We start from the raw sequence: 18,973 nt of genomic DNA, 5'->3' as shown, positions 1-18,973 counted from the left end.
GGGACGCCGCGGGCATCGCGGAGGACGATGTTGTGATCATGAGCCCGTTCGAGGTGCAGACCGAGCGCGATCAGGGCTTCGTCGCCGCCAGCATGCTGACCGGGGGCAGGCTCGCCACCGACTTGAAGGACACCCCCATCGCCTATACTGTGCTCACCAGGGAGTTCATTGATGCCATGCAACTGGCCGACCTGTCCGAAATGCACGAGTGGTCAACCAATACCCAGTCCACCAAGCGCGACGGCACCCAATATGGCACCGGCGAGACCGTCAGCATCCGCTCCCGCGGCATCGGCACCAGCATCCAGAAAAACTTCTTTCCCGTTAACTATAATTTCGATGGTTATAATCTTGAGCGCCTCGACCTCGCCCGGGGGCCCAACGCCGTCCTGTTCGGATCGAACTCGCTGGGCGGGGCGGTGAATAGCATAACCAAGCGGGCATTGATCGGAAAAAGGAAGCTGGATGTTCGCGCGGCCTACGGCTCGTGGGGAAACCTGCGAACCACGCTGGATTATAATCAGCCGGTGGGGAAAAACCTGTCCTTTCGTGCCAACGCGCTTTGGCAGGAGCGCGACGGCTGGCGCACGACAGATTACTCGGAAACCAAGGGGCTGACGCTGGCGGGAACCTTGAAACTCTCGAAGGGGACGGAAATCCGCATGGAGGTGGAGCAGGGCAAAATGAAACGCTCGATAACCGCCAATTTCATGGACCAACTCAGTGGCTGGGACGGGGTGTCCTCGGTGGACACCTACAACGTCCTGCCGGGGGACCGCACCCTCACAGGCATAAACAAAATTACGAACACCGGGCGAGGCCGGCTCATCTACACGCCCGCGCTGGACGGACGTCTCATCAACTATGCCAACTGGGGGCAGACATTTGGCGCTGGCGCCTATACCGGCTCGCTGGTGGCTGGCGTGCCGTTTGCCGGCATGAATCCGAACATCAGCGGGAGAAACATCCGGGAGCAGCAGAACCTGCCGGCGGACTTGTATGACAACGCCATCAACAATTCTTATTTTCGCATCCCCAGACGCGAGTTTTCCTCGTTCACCAACGAGCCCATCTATGGCGTGGACAACGACAGCTATACCGTGTCCCTGACACAGCAAATCGGGCGCAATTTCTTCATGGAGCTGGCTCTCAACCGGCAGTCCGAGCGCGTCACCACCGACATGGGAATATCGCGCGGCATGGCCAATGTGTATATTGATGTGAATAAAAAGACGCCCGAGGGCGATGATAATCCGAACTATCTCCAGCCCTACGCCCAGCACGATTCAAACCCGAGCATCAAGGACCGGGACCGTGTGAACGCGCGCGTGGCCTTGGGTTATGTGCTGGACGCCGGGGCGGTCGGAAACTTCACCTTCAGCCTCATGGGCGGCGTGTCAAACGCGCGGGAGGTTTCCGAATTGTATTGGTATGCACTCCGGGCGGGCGACGACCCGACCAAATGGACCGACTACAACGGCTCCACGGCCATCGCCTTCCGGTATTATTTTTACACCGACCAGCCCCGGACACGCCCGATGCCCGACACATGGCGGTATGTCGATCCCGTGGCGGGTACGACGGCGGACACGCCGGCGGGGCAGGTGCGCGACTTTACCAACTCGGCCCAAAACCAAATCAGTGAAATTGATTACACCTACATTCAGGTCGCGACCAACGCCAAGCTGCTCAACAACCGGCTGAGCCTCGTGCTCGCCGCCCGGCACGATCGCTACAAGACTCGACAGGAGGCCCTCGACTGGCTGGGGAACTTCCCACTCGACTGGAACGGGACGGACTGGCAGGCCAAGCCGGCGGCGCCGGCCAGCTATGGCTCGCTAACCTACCGGCTGCGCGACGCCGACGGGATTCCCTACGGGCCCGAGTTGCCGGCCGATGTCAGGCCAAGGGACCCGCAGGGTGCGAGGGCGGCGGACATGCGCTATGCCGACGATCACTTTCAAGATGATTATTCACCGCCCGGCCAGAAAGGAGGCGTCACGACCGTCTCCGTGGGAACAGTGTGGCATGCGACCCGGCATATCAGCCCGTTTGTGAATTTCGCCCAGTCGTTTGTGCCCCCGCAGGGAGACTTTCGGCTTAACGGCAGCTTGGCGAAGCACGTGTCTTCCCAAGGCTGGGATGCCGGCCTGCGGTTCACCCTGCTGGGGGGCCGCGCGGTGGCCACCGCGAGTTATTATCAGGGACTTGAGAAGAACGCGCGCGCCTCAACCACCGGGTTTGGTGCCGAGCTGCCCAGGATTCTCAAGGCGCGCCCCTTGGAAGGGGGGTATCAATATAATAAATACCTGCCCCTACTGCCCACGGGTTTCAGTGATTTTGCCAACCGGGAGACCGAGGGATTTGAATTTGAGCTTACGGCCAATCTCGCGAAAAACTGGCGACTGCTTTTCAACGCCGCCCTCCCCAGGACATGGGACACCAACGGACACAAGGACAGTTTTGCCTATTACAACGCAAACAAGGCCACGTTGATACAAATCATCCGCGATGCAGGCGGTGTGTTTGATGCTGCCGAGAAATTTGCTTCCACCGGGCCGGGCATGGATACGGACGGGCAGACGGCTGTCACCGCTTGGAACACGATTCAAAACACCATTGATGCCTATTCCGCCCGCATGCCCACCACGCGCGTGTCCGAGGTGACGGCGAACCTGTTCACCGACTATGCCTTTTCCCGCGGATTCCTGAAGGGCGTCACCATCGGGGGTGGATTTAATTACCGGGGAAAACAGCCGATTGGTTTCAAGGGCGCGGACACCATCGCGGAGCCGGACAATCCGGGCGCCGCGATTGACGATCCTTCCGTGGGCAAGGACGACGCGGTTTACTTGGACGGTTATTATCTGGCCACGCTGGCGATTTCCTACAAGCGGAGGATTTTCAAGAACAAGGCGGAGCTGGTCATCTCCCTTAATGTGAACAACGCGCTGGATTACGACAAACCGGTTTATTACGACACCATCATGAGGCCGCCCGGTGGCGATGTGTCAACCCCGGCGCGCGTCGCCACTCCAAACAATTATTATTGGGAGACGCCGCGCAACTTTCTCTTGACCGCGAGGCTCTTGTTCTAAAACCGGAAGATTGTTCCCATCTGCACGAAACTCCATTCACCACATAACGATGAATCACATGATCATGAAATCACGCATTTTAATTCCACTGTGTATCGCGGTGTCCTGCGCGGGGCTTGATGCCGCCCAGAATCCTCCTTGGCGCGTGATCTATAACAACGACACCACCAACATTCTCAATTGTGTCAGCCCATACAACAAGGCGTCCAAAGAGCGTCCCCGTATGCTGGCCGAGGAACAAATTCGCGCGAGCGTGCGCGAGGCCGTGAGACCCGGCGTGGACGCGCAGCTGATCAGTCCCGCGCACAGCTGGGTGCCGTGGTGGCCGAGTAAGATCATCCCCCTCGCGGAGCACGAACAGTGGTTCCGCGAGCGCTACGGTGTCGAACCGGATCTGTCGGAGCATCGCTACCTGCTTGCGGGTGGCGACATTCTGGGCGTATTCATCGACGAGTGCCACAAGAACAACGTGGCCGCGCTCATCTCGTTTCGTTGCAACGATGGGCATCATCAAGAGCGCACGTGGGATGAAAAAGTTCCCGGCGAGGTTGCCCACGCTCTCAATCGTTTTTATGTGGAGCACCCGGAATACCGTCTTGGACCGCCGCCTTCCCGGCTCATGAAGGACCGCGTGCACAACTGGCTCATCCCCGAGGCGCGCGCCCATAAAGAGCGCATGCTGGCTGAGATTGTCGAAATCTACCCCGCCCTTGACGGCATCGAGTTGGATTTCCTGCGCCATCCCTATTATTTTCCGGATGACACACCGATGGCGGTCCGCGTGGAGGTAATGTGCGATTTTATTGGCAAAATACGGATATTGCTGGAGCAGGCGTCGGCAAAAAACAACGAAGGCCACCGTTATCTCGGCGCACGCATTCCAGTCAACGAGGCGGAGTGGAGGGATATCGGTTTGGATCCTGACGCATGGCGCAAGGCGGGCATTGATTATTTCAATGTCAGCCCCTCCTACCGGCTTACCCAGCAGACAAATGTCGCCGCCCTGCGCCAAGCCGCGCCGGACGCGCGCATTTATCTGGAGCTTACCCACACGCCGCAAACATGGAAGTTTGGAGGCCCCGGATATGATGATCATACTTACCGGAGAAGCACAAAGGAGATGCTGGAAACAACCGCCCGTATCGGCTACGCGCGCGGCGCGGACGGCATGAGCTTTTTCAATTTTGCCTATTATCGTGAACATGGCGGATGCAGGGAACAGCGGAGGCCTTTCAACGAGCCTCCGTTTGAGGAACTGTCCGCCGTGGCCAGCTCGGATGCCTTGGCCGGAGCGCCGGGCTATTTCTTTCAAGCCCAGGACAACGTGCTTTTTGTTAAGGGACAAAAACGCGGTTACACCATGGACATTGCCCCCGCCAAGGGCAACAAGGCCGGGGCTCTCCGGCTGCAGTTGGTCACCACGGCGGAGAGTCGCGCCGACGAGCGCGCCGTCCCGGAGAAAATAGCACGCGGCGAGTGGAAGGTCGTGTTGAACGGCGTGGAATTAAAGGCGACCGAGGCGGGCGGCAAGGCATACCCATTTCCAACCCCATTCAAGGCGGGCTTCGGCGGCGCCACCCAATACCTCGCGTGGCAGGTGCCGGCGGGACTGCTGGCCAACGGCGGGAACCACATCGATATCATCGCCGTCAATCCGCCCGAGGGCGGATTGCGGCTCAAGTGGATCGATATTATACAAAACTCATCCGAGTGAGAGTATCCCAAGCCTGATCGTTGATCCCAACCATATTCAATTGAGACAAACATCATGAGAAAAAATCTAAAAACCATCATAAATCCGGTGGCGGCCTTCACACTATGCGCGCTGTCCGTCCTGTCCGTTGACGCAGCCACCTGTTACACCCGCAAGAGTGGAGAGTGGGGCGGGGATTTGTGGACATCCAAAATCGGGACCGCGATCGAGCCGGGTCTTCGTCCGGGCAAGGGCGACACTGCTTATATCTACAATACCGCCACCGAAATTTTCCTGTCGGGAAGCGCCCAGGTGTCGGCGTTTAAATTATTGGGTGATAAAACCAAGCTGACTCTCCGTGATGGAGCCGCACTGCGCGTGTCAAATTTTCAGGGCAAGGGGCCCAAGGGCGCAGGCACCGTCGAAATGCTCGGCGGGACGCTGCGCGCCGACGCCGCGAAGGGCGCGTATTTTATTCTGGCCGGACACATGGCCGGACGGGATGACGGCACGGGGATTTTTATACAACGAGGCGGTGTCGTGACCATCGAAAGTCCTGCCGGGCTGCAACTGACCCGCAACGGAGGCACCGGCATTTATCAATTGCACGGAGGCATCCTGAACATCACCGCCGGCGGAGATAGCCAGGGCATCTCGGCAGGCGCGGGAACAGCGCGGTTTGAATGGCAGGGCGGAACATTGAATACAAAATACGCAGCCGTCAGCTTGGGCAACGAAGGCGGCGTCTTGAGTCCGGGCGGGGATGATGCCGTCGGTTCCGTGGTGCTTCGCGCTAAACAGCCGGAGACATATTATCAGTCCGGGAGGGGGAAAATGATCGTGACACTGGAGAATGCCAAAAAATATGACGAATTAATCTGGAAGGAGGAAAGTGGTGGCTCCACGGTTCGTTTTGGCGATGGAAGCTCGATTGAAATCCGGCTTTCCAAAGGATACAAACCGACGAAGGGCGCCGTGTTTGACGTGGTTTTCGCCAACAAGCTCGTGCTGGACGGGAAGTTGAGGCTGGAGGGACCGCATGGAGAGCATTTTCGTTATGAGATCACCCGTGGTTCGCAGGAAAAATTACGCCTGATTTATGAACATGAATAATAAAAAATTCCCCCGGTTTTTGTTAATATGCGCCTTGGCGCTGGCCGCCGCGTACGCCCATGGAGAGGCGGATGCGACGGCGCTGCGGCTGCCCCGGCTCATCAGCGACCACATGGTGTTACAGGCCGGGTGTCCGGCGGCTATTTGGGGTTGGGCGGTGCCGGGGACTCCGGTGCGCGTGGTTTTTGTTCCGGCCAAGGGCGACCAAGAATCCTCCTTTGAGGCGGTTGCCGACATCACCGGTTGCTGGTCTGGCCGCCTGCCCGCGCTAAGCGTCAATGTGACAGGCTCCTTGAGAATCACCGCCGGCGCGGGGACGGAAAAGCATATACAGGATGTGATTGTGGGCGAGGTCTGGCTGGGCTCCGGACAATCCAACATGGGTTTTTCGATGGGCGCTGCCAACGTTCCCAAGGAAATCCAAGAGGAGGAGAAACGGTATGCGGACCGGATATCCCCGGCCATTCGTCTTTTTAATGTCGCCCGGGAGGGCGAGGACCTGCCTCGTGATGATGTGAATGGTGAGTGGGTTGTCATTACCTCCCATAATGCGCGCCATTTTCCGGCTGTCGCCTGGTATTTTGCGCAAGCCCTGCACGATAAGCTGGAGCGCCCCGTCGGCATGATTGTTTCCTCTATCGGCGGAACTCCCATAGAAGCATGGATTCCAGCAGACGCGCTTGGGAAAACCTCTGTGGCGGGGGCTGTTCGGGAACGGCATTTGAAGGCGTTGCAAGGCTGGGAGCCGAAGATGGCCGACTACGAGGCAAAGCTGGCGGTTTGGCAAAAGAAATATCCAACGCCCCAGCTCCAGCACAAATATAACTCAACCAAGCCGCCCGAGCCTTACAATCCGAAAAACAAAGGCGCCCCATCGCGTTTGTATAATGCTATGCTGCACGGACTGGTGCCCTATACAATAACAGGAATCATCTGGTATCAGGCGGAAAACAACTCCTCCCGCCCGGGTGAATATTCGGAGCTGGTTCAGACCTTGATAAAATCGTTGAGAAAAAACTGGAACGAGGAACTGCCTTTTTATTATGTCGAGATTGCCAACTTCAAGGCGCCGCAGACCGTTCCCGTGGAGGGCGGTTTTGCCTTTATTCGAGAAGCTCAGGCGGGTGCGCTTCTGCTTCCCAAAACCGGAGTGGCGACCGCCGTTGACCTCGGTCTGGCGGACGATGTCCATTATCCAAACAAGAAACCGCTGGGACGGAGGCTTGCCGGCTTGGCTCTCGCGGATGTTTATGCAGTGACAATGGACGATCCCCGCAGTCCCGAGCTGGCGGGGTTTCAAATCGAGGGAGGCAAGGCGCGGCTGCGCTTCAAGCACACCAGGGGGCTTCGCTTGAACACGGATTCATTGAAAGGCTTTGCCATTCGCGGCGGCGACGGTCTCTGGAAGTGGGCCGAGGGGTGTGTTGAGGGTGATGAAATCGTTGTCTGGAACAAGGACATTCCTTCTCCCGTGGCGGTTCGCTACGGTTGGGCCGATAATCCCGTGCTCTCCGTTGAAAATGGCAGCGGGCTTCCCTTGCGGCCTTTCAGGACGGATCCTGAAAGCAAAGAATAAAAACGGCCTTCTCCACCCTGCTTTTCAACTCTTCCGAACACAATCCCTTTCGTGAACCCAAACACATGCAGAATATGAAAAAACAAAAGCATTATTTCGATATGAAATCCCGGCTCCGCAAAACTGCGTCGCTCGGGCTCGGCTTTGCCACCGGCCTCGCGCCCGTGTCCATCCAAGCGCAGGCGCAGGCAAAGAATCCGGCGGGTGCCAGGCCCAATATTGTATTCATAGTGGCGGATGACATGGGCTGGACGGACGGCGGTTGTTTCGGGAGCGATTTTATAGAAACACCGAACATCGACCGGCTGCGCGGTCAGGGACTGTATTTCACAAACGCCTATGTGACGGCGCCGGTTTGCATGCCGTCCCGCGCGGGTTTCATGACCGGGCGCTACCAGGCCCGGTTTGGAATGACGGATCCGACCGGGCCAAAGCAGGCGGACCGCATGACGCCGTTGATAGAGCCGCTGAAGCACATCAACCTCCCAAAGTCAGAACCCACTTTGGGCAAAATGATGAAATCCGCCGGCTACGTCACGGCTTGCATCGGCAAGTGGCATTTGGGCGACCAAAACAAGCCCGGATATACCCAGAAGGACGCCGGCTTTGATTTTATCGTCAAGGATCCCAACAACAAGTCGCCTTATGGGAAGAGTGATTACAAGTGCATCAATTATTTCAATGACAATGCGATTAAATTTATTGAGGCGAACAAGGGCAGTCCGTTTTTCCTTTATCTCGCCCATTACGCTCCGCACCTGCCGATACAGACTCCGGACGAGCTGATTGCCAAATATAAGGAAAAGAGAAAGCCCGGACGCATCCACAGCAACGCTCCTTACGCCGCCATGATAGAGTATTTTGACCGCGGCATCGGGCGGCTCCTGGCCAAACTCGACGAATTGGGCATCGCCGATGACACACTCGTGGTTTTCACCTCCGACAACGGCGGAAGGAACAGTCTATCAGACTATGAAATAGTCACTTACAACACCCCGCTGAAATGGGGCAAGCACACTCTCGCGGAGGGCGGAATAAGGATTCCATTGATCATGCGCTGGCCGGGGCACATCCTAGCGGGCGGAACATGCAGCGAGCCGGTCATCAGCGTTGATTACATGTCGACGTTTGCCGCGGTCTCCGGCGCGCCCGCCGGAGCGACCGGCGAAACAGATGGCGTCAGCCTGACGCCGCTCTTTGCCGGCAAGGGGAGCCTGGCGCCGAGGAACTTGTTTTTCTTTTATCCCCACTATAATTTCGGATCCGACTTCGGGGAAAAATCAATACTCAGCTGGCGTCCCGCCACGGCGGTTCGAAACGGGGATTACAAGTTGATGGACTTCTTCGAGGACCCGAAAATGGTGGAGCTTTACAACCTGCGGGAGGATGTTTCGGAAAGAACCAATCTGGCCAATGACATGCCGGGCAAGGTGGAGGAAATGCGCGCGGCCATCAATGCGTGGCACAAGCATGTCAATGCCGACCTGCCGATTTCGCGTCCGAAAAAACAATACAAGAAGGCGCAGTTAGGCATGCCGCTGGGTACGTTCCGGGAGGTGGAGTCGAACGAATGAGCCGCCGGACAAATCACCCGTTTCGTTATATTAACATCATTCCAACATGACAATGACAGGCAGGGAACGCGTCCAGCGCACGCTGACTTTCAATCATCCCGACAAAATCCCGGTGCTGAGCTGGGCGCTGCCGGAGGTTTTTATCAAATACGGACAGAAACTTCGCGCCGAGGTTGATAAATATGACATGGACTTTCATCGTCCTGATCACAAGGACGCTGAATACCCGTTCGACCGCTACGCCGCCGGCACGGGACGGGACGCTTGGGGTTGTGTCTGGCACAACCATCAGCCGGGCATCATCGGCGAGGTCAAAGAGCCGCCTCTTGCCACATGGGATGGATTGAAAAAGTTCAAGGCACCTTATCATATCATAGACGAGGGCCGCGAGAACCTTGCCGAGGATATCCGGCAACACCGTGACAGGTTTATATTTCCCCGCTCTAACATGAATCTCTTTGAGCGCATGCAGCATATCCGAGGCACGGAAAACTTGCTCATGGACATTGCCGAGGAAAGCGACGAGTTTTATACGCTTCTCGATATCGTTTATGATTATTACGACAAATGGGTTGATAAATGGCTGCAATACGACATTGACAACCTGTTGATTGCCGACGACTGGGGATCGCAGGGGTCGCTGCTCATCTCGCCACTTACATGGCGGCGTATTTACAAGCCCCGCTATAAGGCGATCATAGGCAAGATAAGGAAGGCCGGGCGGCACGTGTTTTTCCACAGCGACGGATGCATCGAATCCATTTTTTGCGACTTGGTGGAACTTGGGGTCTCGGCGATTAACTCGCAGTTGTGGATCATGGACAAGGAGAGGCTTTCGCACGATTTCCGGGGCGAGGTGACATTCTGGGGCGAGCTCGACCGTCAGGGCGTGCTGGCCAGGGGCGACGCCGCCGAAATTTTGCGTGATATAAAAATCATGAAATCCCTGTTCGTGCATAATGGAGGTGGGCTCATCGGCACGGCGGCACCATGTTCCAGATGTTCCTACGACGGCATTGTCGAAACGGTCGCCGGATGGAATAGGGACTGACGGACAACCTTAGAAAGAGCATGAAGCTATCGGGAAAACCGTCCATGACTGAATCGCGGAGAAAAAACATGGCAATACGGCGTCAGGACAAGGCGATATGCCATCGCTCAAAGGCGGTTGAAACATGAAACCGAAAAAATCAACCCCGCCCTGAGTCCAGTCAATGGCAACATTTATCCCAGCGCAATATTTCGTATGAAGCAGACGACACCAGAGACAAAAAAGGAGCATTTTCATGCCATAGTCAAACGCGAGGCCTCACACTGCGGGTTTTGGCACGGGTATCCGAACCCTGAAAGCATAGGGAGGCTTCAGTCTTATTTCCAAGTGAAGGATGATTTTGAGCTCGGTCTAAAACTGAACTCGACGTGCCGGTGGGTGATGCCGGAGGATCACCGCGTGTGGGCCAATCCGAAACGCACCATGTTTGACGAGTTTGGCGGACGGGAGCGCACCTCCCTGAGCGAACCGGGGGTCTTCGCCGATGTCGAGGATGTGGCTGAAATCGAAAGGTTTCGCTGGCCGCGACTCGAAGAACTGGACTTTGGCGAAACCCTGGCAGAAATAGAGCGGACCGTGGCGGCAGGACAGGCGGTTTTGAGCGGCATGTGGAGTTGTTTTTATCATAAGGTATGCAATTTCTTCGGCATGGAGGATTATTTTATAAAGATGCATACCACGCCGAACGTAGTGGAAGCTGTGACGCGGCATGTCGTGGATTTTTATCTTGAGGCAAACAAGCAGCTCTTTGAACAGGCGGGGGACCGGATCGACGCTTTCTTTTTAGGCAACGACTTGGGCACTCAACTTGATCTGCTCATCTCACCGGAACACTTTGAGCATTTTGTCCTGCCCTATTTTCGGGAGCTTGCCGATCAGGCGCATCATTATGGATACAGGGTGGTATTTCATTCATGCGGGGCCATTGACCGTGTTATTCCCCGTCTCATCGACTCGGGGGTGGATGTGTTGCATCCGATCCAAGCACGCGCAAAGAACATGGATGCCGCGGCATTGGCGAAGAAGTATAACGGAAAAATTGTTTTTATGGGCGGTGTAGATACGCAGCACATCCTGCCCTTTGAAACGACACAGAGCGTCCGGGATGAGGTGCGCCGCCTGAAAGATCTGTTGGGGCCGAATTATATTGTTTCGCCAAGTCATGAGTCACTCCTGCCCAATGTGCCACCGGAAAACATTGTCGCCATGGCCGAGGCGGCGGCAGAATGACATCATGGCTGTTTGGTAAATAAAAAGGATTAGGATCTGCGCTGGACGAATATGCAGACGATGGCAAGCAAGACTGTGAGTGTTGTTTGAAGTTTATCATAACGAGCGGCAATGCGGTGGAAGACTTTGTGTCCGGGTTATCCGTCAGAGCAGGGGTTCTGCCTATATGAATGATCGTGTGTGACACTTGCCGAACACCACCTTGGCTGGCGGCCCCGCGGTGATAGATATGCAGGCAGCATGGAAAATCAGGTTTTGCGCAAACAGCCAGCGGGATTCAGAATCGTTCACACTCTTTCATGTGTGTTTTAGGATATGCAGAGTTCATTGATGGATTTCTGCCGCAGCCAGTCTTTTATTTAGCGAAAATTTGACTACGGTATTATTCTATCGAATGATCCTGGGTTATGATGGGTAGGCTATTTTATAGGAATCGTATTTGCCAATTGGATCGCGGGTGGAGCGCGTGAGCGTTGGCTATCTTGTTGGCTTGTTGTTTTATATGTTATTTAATAGAATGATTAAAATTTTAATAGATAGCGGGATGTGATTTTTTTGCATAGCCGGATGCCGTGAGCGCGATACGCCGGCGTGCATTCCTGGATTGCATATTCGGATTTCATGGGGAGTGCTTCCCGTATCCAGCCAGCCATGACTCTTGTTTCATCGCAATTCTCCGCCTCCTGCCGGAGGGGAGCTTACCGCAGCCGCGCACCGATCTTCTGGGTCCTGTTCCTGTTTGCCCACGCCATACCGGCACCGGCGCAGAGTTTCACCGAGGGGTTCGATGACATTTCATCGCTTGGGAGCGCAGGATGGGTGATGCAGAACAACAGTTCGCCACTGGGCAGCACCACTTGGTTTCAAGGCAACAGTGTGGAAACGTTTGCTTCCCATGCCGGCGCTCCGAATGCGTATATCGGTGCCAATTTCAACAATACAACCGGCGGCGCCGGAACGATCAGCAACTGGCTGGTAACGCCATCTGTCATGATCGGCAACGGAGACACGTTTACATTTTATACCCGAAAAATGGCCGGAATAGATTATCCGGACCGGCTGGAGCTGCGTCTGAGCCTCAACGGCGACTCGACCAATGTCGGCGCCTCCTCGACAGCCACCGGCGATTTTGCGACGCTATTGCTTTCGATCAATCCCAGCCTGCAGTCAGGCGTATATCCCACAGCCTGGACGCAGTATACGGTCACCGTCAGCGGCCTTGCGGAGGCGGTCGAGGGACGATTCGCCTTGCGGTATTTCGTGACTGGCGCGGGTCCTTCCGGGAGCAACAGTGACTATATCGGGATCGATACGGTGAGTTTCGTCGGGAACACCCGGTTCTGGCGCGGCGATTTGGGGAGCGGTTTCGATTGGAGCGCGTCGTCGTTTTCGTGGACCGGATCCAGCACCGGGGAGGCGGACTCGGATTGGTCAGGCGGCACGGCGATTTTCGATTCCGGCTCGGGGACAATCAACCTTGCCGAGGATGTTTCCGTGGCGGGGTTGGAATTCCGGACGGGGCCGTATGTCGTCACTTCCACCGGCGGCCATGCGCTGCACATGACCGGTTCGGCATACATCAATGTCCGGGACGGCGTGGCGGCCGCAATCGCGACGGATATCATCGGGGCGGACGGACTGACGAAAAGCGGCGGGGGCGAGCTTTTGTTTTCTGGCCATGTGGACCTGGCATCGGGCAACCTGCTGGCAACCGGAGGCACGCTCGCGATTTCAGGGTCGCTGGGCTCGGCGCGCGGGTATGTCGCCAATGCCGCAGGGCAGGCGGCGTCCGTCGTCCTAGGCGGGACGGGCCGATGGGCGAATGGCAGCGAGCTTTATGTCGGTGCGAGCGGGACGGGCGCGTTGGTTATCGCCGGAAACGGCGGTGTGACCAGCTCCTTCGGGTATGTCGGCCAGACTGCATCCGGGGCCGGGCTGGTTACAGTCAGTGATTCGGGCTTCTGGAAAAACACAAGCGGGCTGCTCGTGGGCGATCAGGGCCGGGGCACGGTGACTATCATCGGCAGCGGCTCCGTTTCCAATTTCATGGGCCATATCGGAAACACGGCTCAGGGCATCGGCGCGGTTTCCGTTGGCGACACGGGCTCTTGGATAAACTCCTCATACCTCTATGTTGGCAGTCAGGGCCGGGGGGCACTGGAGCTTTCCGGGAGCGGCGCCGTTTCAAGCCGGGCTTCGTATCTGGGATATGGCGCCGCGGCCAGCGGCAGCGCGGCAGTGGGTGGCTCCGGGCGCTGGTCCATGACCGAAGATCTCTACATCGGCTATTCGGGGGCGGGGGCGCTCACGATCGCGGAAAGCGGGACGGTGCATGTCGGGGGCACAACGTATATCGGACGGGACGCAAGCGGCACGGGTTCGCTGGCTTTAAGGGGCGGCGTGCTCGAGACGAAAGGACTGGCTCGCAGGCAGGGCACGGCGGATCTTGAGCTGAACGGCGGCGCCATCCGCGCGTTGGCCGGCGGCACCGATTTTTTCAACAACCTCGGAGATCTCGTGCTTGATGGCAGCGGCGTCGATGACGACTCCGCCGCGCTCACGCTCATCGTCGATTCCGGCCTGGCAATCACGGCGACGAACAACTTCAGCGTCGCCTCCGGGACGGCGCCGTCACCGTTCCGCGCGCTTTTAAAATCCGGCGGCGGTTTGCTCACGCTCAGCGGCAGCAGCTGGTTTGACGCCGGAGGGCTGGTCGTCCACGGCGGCACCGTGGCGCTGACCGGCACGCTCAACGATGCGGCCGGGGTGATCGGCGGGGCAGCCGGAGCCGACGGCGCACTCGCCGTGACGGCGCAGGGGCTCTGGCAAAGTGCCTCCCCGCTGAAAATCGGTGATTCCGGCGCCGGGCGGCTTTCGATTGCAGACAACGGAAAGATCGTCGCCGGCCATCTCGATGTTGGCATGGCTGCGACGGGCGACGGCTTGGTCACGGTGAGCGGGTCCGGTTTGATCGAGGCGCAGTATCTTGCAGTCGGATTGTCCGGGACCGGCGGCGTCATCATTCAGGATCAAGCCACCGTCCGGCTCGCAGGGCTCGTCACCTTGGGCGCCCAGACCGGCGGAGCAGGCGCTTTGACGCTGAAGGGTGGTATGCTGGAAACGACCGGACTGGTCAAAGGCGACGGCACGGCGGCCCTCTTCCTCAATGGCGGGACCATCCGCGCGCTGGCGGACAATGCCGATTTTTTCCAGAATCTCGGCGGCATCGAGATCAGCGGCAGCGGGCTCGCGGCCACGCCGGCGCTTGCGTTCGAGGTGGATGACGGCGTCGGCGTCACGGCGACCAACAACTTCACCTTCACGAATGGCGACCCGGGCGTCCCCGCTGTCGCACTGCGAAAAACCGGCGCGGGGCTGCTTGCCCTGAGCGGCAGCAACACGCTCGGCGGCGGTCACTTGGTCGCGGACGGCGGCACGCTCGCACTTGCGGGCGTGGTCCACGGGACGGCGGTCATCGTGGCGTCCGGGTCTGATGGAGCCGCCGTGGTCAATCTCGGCGGCGCGGGCTCGCAGGTTTCGGCGGAAGCGATGCATGTCGGGCTCGCCGGAAACGGGACATTGAACGTTCTTGATGGCGGCATCGTGACGAGCGGCTCCACGGTGATCGGCTCCGGGCCGGCAGCGGCGGGGCGCGTCGCCATAAGCGGTTCCGGCGCGTGGGAAAACACCGGCTATTTTGCGGTGGGCCAGACCGGCTCCGGGGCGCTGGCCCTGACGGAGCAGGCGGTGTTGCGCGCCGACGATGGCATCATGCTGGGCGCTTCCCCCGGCGCGGAGGGGCGGCTGGAGCTTCGCGGCGGTTTGATCGCCACGAGCGGGTTCCGGCGCGGCGACGGAACCGCGACGGTCATCCTGAACGGCGGCACGGTCCGCGCATCGGCGGACTCGGCGGACTTTTTCCGCAATCTCGGCGCGCTCACGCTCACCGGCAGTTCCCTGCCCGCGGGACAGGCCGCGCTGACGCTCGACATCGCGAGCGGCCTCACCGTCACCGCGACGAACCAGTTTGCCTCCGCGCCGGACGATCTTTCCGGGCTTGCGAAAACGGGCGCCGGAAAACTGGTGCTTGCCGCGGACAATTCCGCCCTGCCCGGCGCGTTGGACATAAGCCAGGGCGTGGTCCAAATCGGTGCCGCCCGCAATCTCCCCGGCGGCGCCCTTAACGGCGGCGGCACGCTCGCGCTCGACGGCGCGGGCGAGACGGGCGGCTTCTTCACCGTCGTGCAGGCCGCGGGTGGTTTCAACGGCACGGTGCGCCTGCAAAACAGCAGCACGCTCGGCGTCGCCGCGCTCACCGCGCCCACCGATGAGATCCTCGGGCGCGCCACGCTCCAGCTCGCCGACGGCGGCAAACTCCGCATTGACGGGAGCGGATCAATCAACGGCCTCGACCTCGCGGGCGGCGGCCTCGAAGTGCGGCGCGACGCGGCGAGCCTGGAGTTTTCGCCGCACCTGCTCACGGTCGGGAGCCTTGCCGGCACCGGCTCCGGCAGCACCATGGCCGTGGACACGGCGTTGCTCGCCGGCATCGACACGCACTCCGCGCTCGACGCCAGCGTGTTCGACCTTGATGGCACTTTTTCGAAACAGGTCGTCAAGGCAACCCACACCGCGCTCGCCGGCAACATCGCCGTCACCGGCCTCGACGGGGCGGCGCTCAGCGGCTCGGCCGCCATGATCAAAACCGGCGCGGTGGAAACCGGCCTCCTCCACTACGGCTACACGGCCGTGGCGAGCGGCGCATTTGATGACAGCGGCATCTGGCTCGGCTACGGCATTGCCGCGATCGAGGCCACGCACGATGCCGAAAGCGTTGTGATCGACCCGACCGGCTCCATCGACAAAACCCTCGGGGCGCGGCTCACCGGCACCGGCGCCTCGGGATTTGCTTTCACCGGCGGGGAAACCATCACCCTCGCCCATCTCACCGGCAATGACTACACGGGCGCGACCCGCATCTCGGGCAGCACCACCGTGGTGGCGGGCGCCCATCATTCGCTCGGGCAAACCAGCGCGCTCACCATCGAGGACGGTTCTGTCTTCGATCTGGACGGAAAATTCCAGACCGCCGGAGACCTCGCCATAAACGCGGGCGGGCGGCTCGACCTTGGCGCCAGCGGGACATTTGTCATCAGGGGAAACCCTGCCTATAACGGCAACATCAACCTTGCCGGCACCAGCACCGTCGCCGGTCATGACGCGCTCGCGGGCGGCGCGGATTCGTCGCTGCAAATCGGCGGGGGCGCGGTGCTGCGCGCCGACGGCGCCAACACCGCCTTCAGGGGCAATGTGCGCCTGGGCGATTCCAGTTCGCCGGGCCACGCCATCCTTGAAAACCTCTCGGCTTTGGGCGACGAAGGCACGATCCAGCTCGACGGCGATTCATGGCTGCAATTCGCCGTGAGCGGCACGTTCGCCAAGTCGCTTTCGGGAACGGCCGGGACCACGGTCGCCATTGGCGGCGGCCGGACTGTGCTGGTGAGCGGAAACAACAGCGCCTTCGGCCAAGGCGCCGCGTTTACCCTCGACGGCGGCGGCACGCTGCGGGCGCGAAACTCCGACGCGCTGGGCACGGCCGCCGTTTTCAGCGCCGATCAAGGCACCCTGCGCTTGGAAAACTTCAACGGCGCGCTCGCCAATCCACTCGAGGGGCGCGTCACCCTCCAGTTGCGCGATGCCTCCGCGATTACCATTGCCCGTGCCAATGACGGCTTTCAGGGCGCAATCGACATCGACGCAACCAGCGCGCTGACGCTCAGCGGTTCCGCCGCCGCCGGCTCCGCCGCGACTCTCGCCAACGCGGGACTGCTGGTTCTCGCCGCCGCCCACGCCGTGGCCAATGATTCGGGCATGATCGGCAACACCGGCACCACGCGTGTCATCGCGCAGGACGCGATGGCTGCGGGCGCATCGCTCGGCAACACCGGACACGTGCAGATCGCGATTCCCGGCCATGCGACATTCTCCCATGCGATCAACAACGCGCCCTCCGCCACGGTCGAACTCAACACCGCCGCGGAGGAAGACGAACTGGTTTTCGCCACCGCGCTGACCGCCGGCAATCTCGTCAAGACCGGCGACGGCGTGGTCGTCCTCGGCGCGGCGCAAACCCACGCCGGGCTCACCGAGATCCAGGCCGGCACGCTCCGCGCCACCGCCGCCAACCAGTTTTCCGCGTCCAGCGAACACCGGGTCGCCGGCGGCGCGGTGCTCAACCTCGGCGGTTTCGGCCAGCATCTCGGGCACCTGCGCAACGATGGCCGCGTGGACTTTGTCGCCCTCGGACAGGCCCTCACCGTCGCCGGCCTTTCAGGCCACGGCACCTACACGATGGACGTAAATCTCGCCACGCAGGAGGCGGACCGGATCGTCGTCACCGGCACCGCCACCGGGACGCACACGCTTCTGCTCACCGCCCTCGGCGGCGCGCCCGCGAATCCATCGACGCTGTCCATGGGGATTGTCGCAATCGGGGCCGGCGATGCGACTTTCACCGCCAACGCGATCGATGCCGGCATGCACAGCTACGCGCTTTTTCAAGGCGATCCCGATGACCCGCTGGCTTCCGATCCGCTCACCTGGTATCTCGGACGCAGCGCCCAAAGCCGCGCCGCCGACGCCATTCTCCTGACCGCGGGCGTGCTGTCCATCGACTGGCATTACAGTCTCGATTCGTTGCGCCTCCGCATGGGCGAACTGCGGAGCGGCGGCATTCCCGCCGTCGGGCGAGGCGGGGACACCACCCCCACCGGCAATGTCTGGGTGCGCACCGGCGCCTATCACCTGAGCGCCGGCAAGGACGCGGCGGGCGCGGCCTTCGACCAGGACACCTTTGGTGTGACCGCCGGGCTCGACCGCGCCTTCGGCATGGATGCCGGCGACTTCTTCGCCGGCGGCTTCATCGCGATGGGACAAAGCAGCCGGGACCACGACAACCACGGGGAAAGCACCACCGGCAGCGTGGGCGCGGGCGTCTATGCGACGTGGCTGCACGCCTCCGGCTGGTACGCCGATCTCGTCGCCCGCATCGACCGCTACGACAACCGGCTCGACGCCCGTTCCGATGACGGGCAACTCACCCGCGCCGATTATTCCAACCTCCTCTACGGCTTTTCCGTCGAGGCCGGGCGCCGCCTCCGGAAACGCCATGTCTGGCTGGAGCCCTCCGTGCAGGCCGCCGTGGCCTATATCGACGGCGAGGATTACACGGCCGCCAGCTCCTCCTTGCAGACCATCGACGTGAGCATCCGCAAGGCCACGGCCTTCCAATACCGCCTGCAACTGCGCGGCGGCGTGGACCTCGGCGCCTGGCGGCCCTATGCGAAGTTCGGCACCGTGCGCAGCAACACGGACGGCGGCGAAGTTTACGCCGGGGGCGGCATCTACGCCCCGGCCCTCGACGGCTGGCGTTTCGAGACCGGCCTGGGCGCGAGCTACCTCATCGATCCGTCGAGCCAGGTGTATTTTGATTATGAATACAACAAGGCCGGCGGCTACGAGCGCCCGTGGGCGTTGAATCTCGGCTACCGCCGCAACTGGTAGCCCCGCTGCTTGGGCGGCTTGGCCCATGCGTGCCCGATGGAACGGAGACGACATGCCGTGGAGCGGCGGCGTCTC

At 60.0% G+C, this 18,973-nt stretch carries 8 protein-coding genes; all 8 read left to right on the top strand.

All coding sequences use genetic code 11. The features are described from left to right. Window positions 1–38: 38 nt before the first annotated feature. The 8 genes from OH491_RS11725 (at window position 39) to OH491_RS11690 (ending at window position 18,898) form a co-directional block, all read left to right on the top strand. On the top strand, window positions 39–3,098 hold the full coding sequence (locus OH491_RS11725) for a TonB-dependent siderophore receptor (protein WP_334319446.1): 3,060 nt from the start codon (window positions 39–41) through the stop codon (window positions 3,096–3,098). 145 nt (window positions 3,099–3,243) lie between these two features. Continuing rightward, a complete protein-coding gene (locus tag OH491_RS11720) occupies window positions 3,244–4,812 on the top strand; it encodes a hypothetical protein (protein WP_145928902.1) in 1,569 nt (522 codons plus the stop codon). Window positions 4,813–4,899: 87 nt separating this feature from the next. After that, window positions 4,900–5,904 (top strand): hypothetical protein, encoded by a 1,005-nt coding sequence (locus OH491_RS11715; protein WP_334319447.1) that lies wholly within the window; start codon window positions 4,900–4,902, stop codon window positions 5,902–5,904. Then, window positions 5,897–7,480: a sialate O-acetylesterase gene (locus tag OH491_RS11710; protein ID WP_334319448.1), complete on the top strand. Its 1,584-nt coding sequence runs from the start codon at window positions 5,897–5,899 to the stop codon at window positions 7,478–7,480. Before OH491_RS11715 ends, OH491_RS11710 begins: the two co-directional genes overlap by 8 nt. A 65-nt stretch (window positions 7,481–7,545) precedes the next feature. Further along, window positions 7,546–9,054, top strand: coding sequence for a sulfatase (locus OH491_RS11705; protein WP_068771247.1), 1,509 nt, complete (start codon window positions 7,546–7,548; stop codon window positions 9,052–9,054). Window positions 9,055–9,100: 46 nt separating this feature from the next. Continuing rightward, window positions 9,101–10,105 (top strand): uroporphyrinogen decarboxylase family protein, encoded by a 1,005-nt coding sequence (locus tag OH491_RS11700; protein ID WP_084442352.1) that lies wholly within the window; start codon window positions 9,101–9,103, stop codon window positions 10,103–10,105. 195 nt (window positions 10,106–10,300) lie between these two features. After that, complete coding sequence (locus tag OH491_RS11695) at window positions 10,301–11,335, top strand: uroporphyrinogen decarboxylase family protein (protein ID WP_068771249.1); 1,035 nt, start codon at window positions 10,301–10,303, stop codon at window positions 11,333–11,335. 651 nt (window positions 11,336–11,986) lie between these two features. Next, window positions 11,987–18,898 carry an autotransporter outer membrane beta-barrel domain-containing protein gene (locus OH491_RS11690; protein ID WP_334319450.1) on the top strand — a complete coding sequence of 2,304 codons (6,912 nt, stop codon included), beginning with the start codon at window positions 11,987–11,989 and terminating at the stop codon, window positions 18,896–18,898. Window positions 18,899–18,973: the final 75 nt, after the last annotated feature.

Source organism: Termitidicoccus mucosus (assembly GCF_038725785.1).
GTDB classification, from domain to species: domain Bacteria; phylum Verrucomicrobiota; class Verrucomicrobiia; order Opitutales; family Opitutaceae; genus Termitidicoccus; species Termitidicoccus mucosus.
The sequence above is the reverse complement of the archived record's forward strand: the minus strand, read 5'-3'. Positions and strand labels throughout refer to the sequence as shown.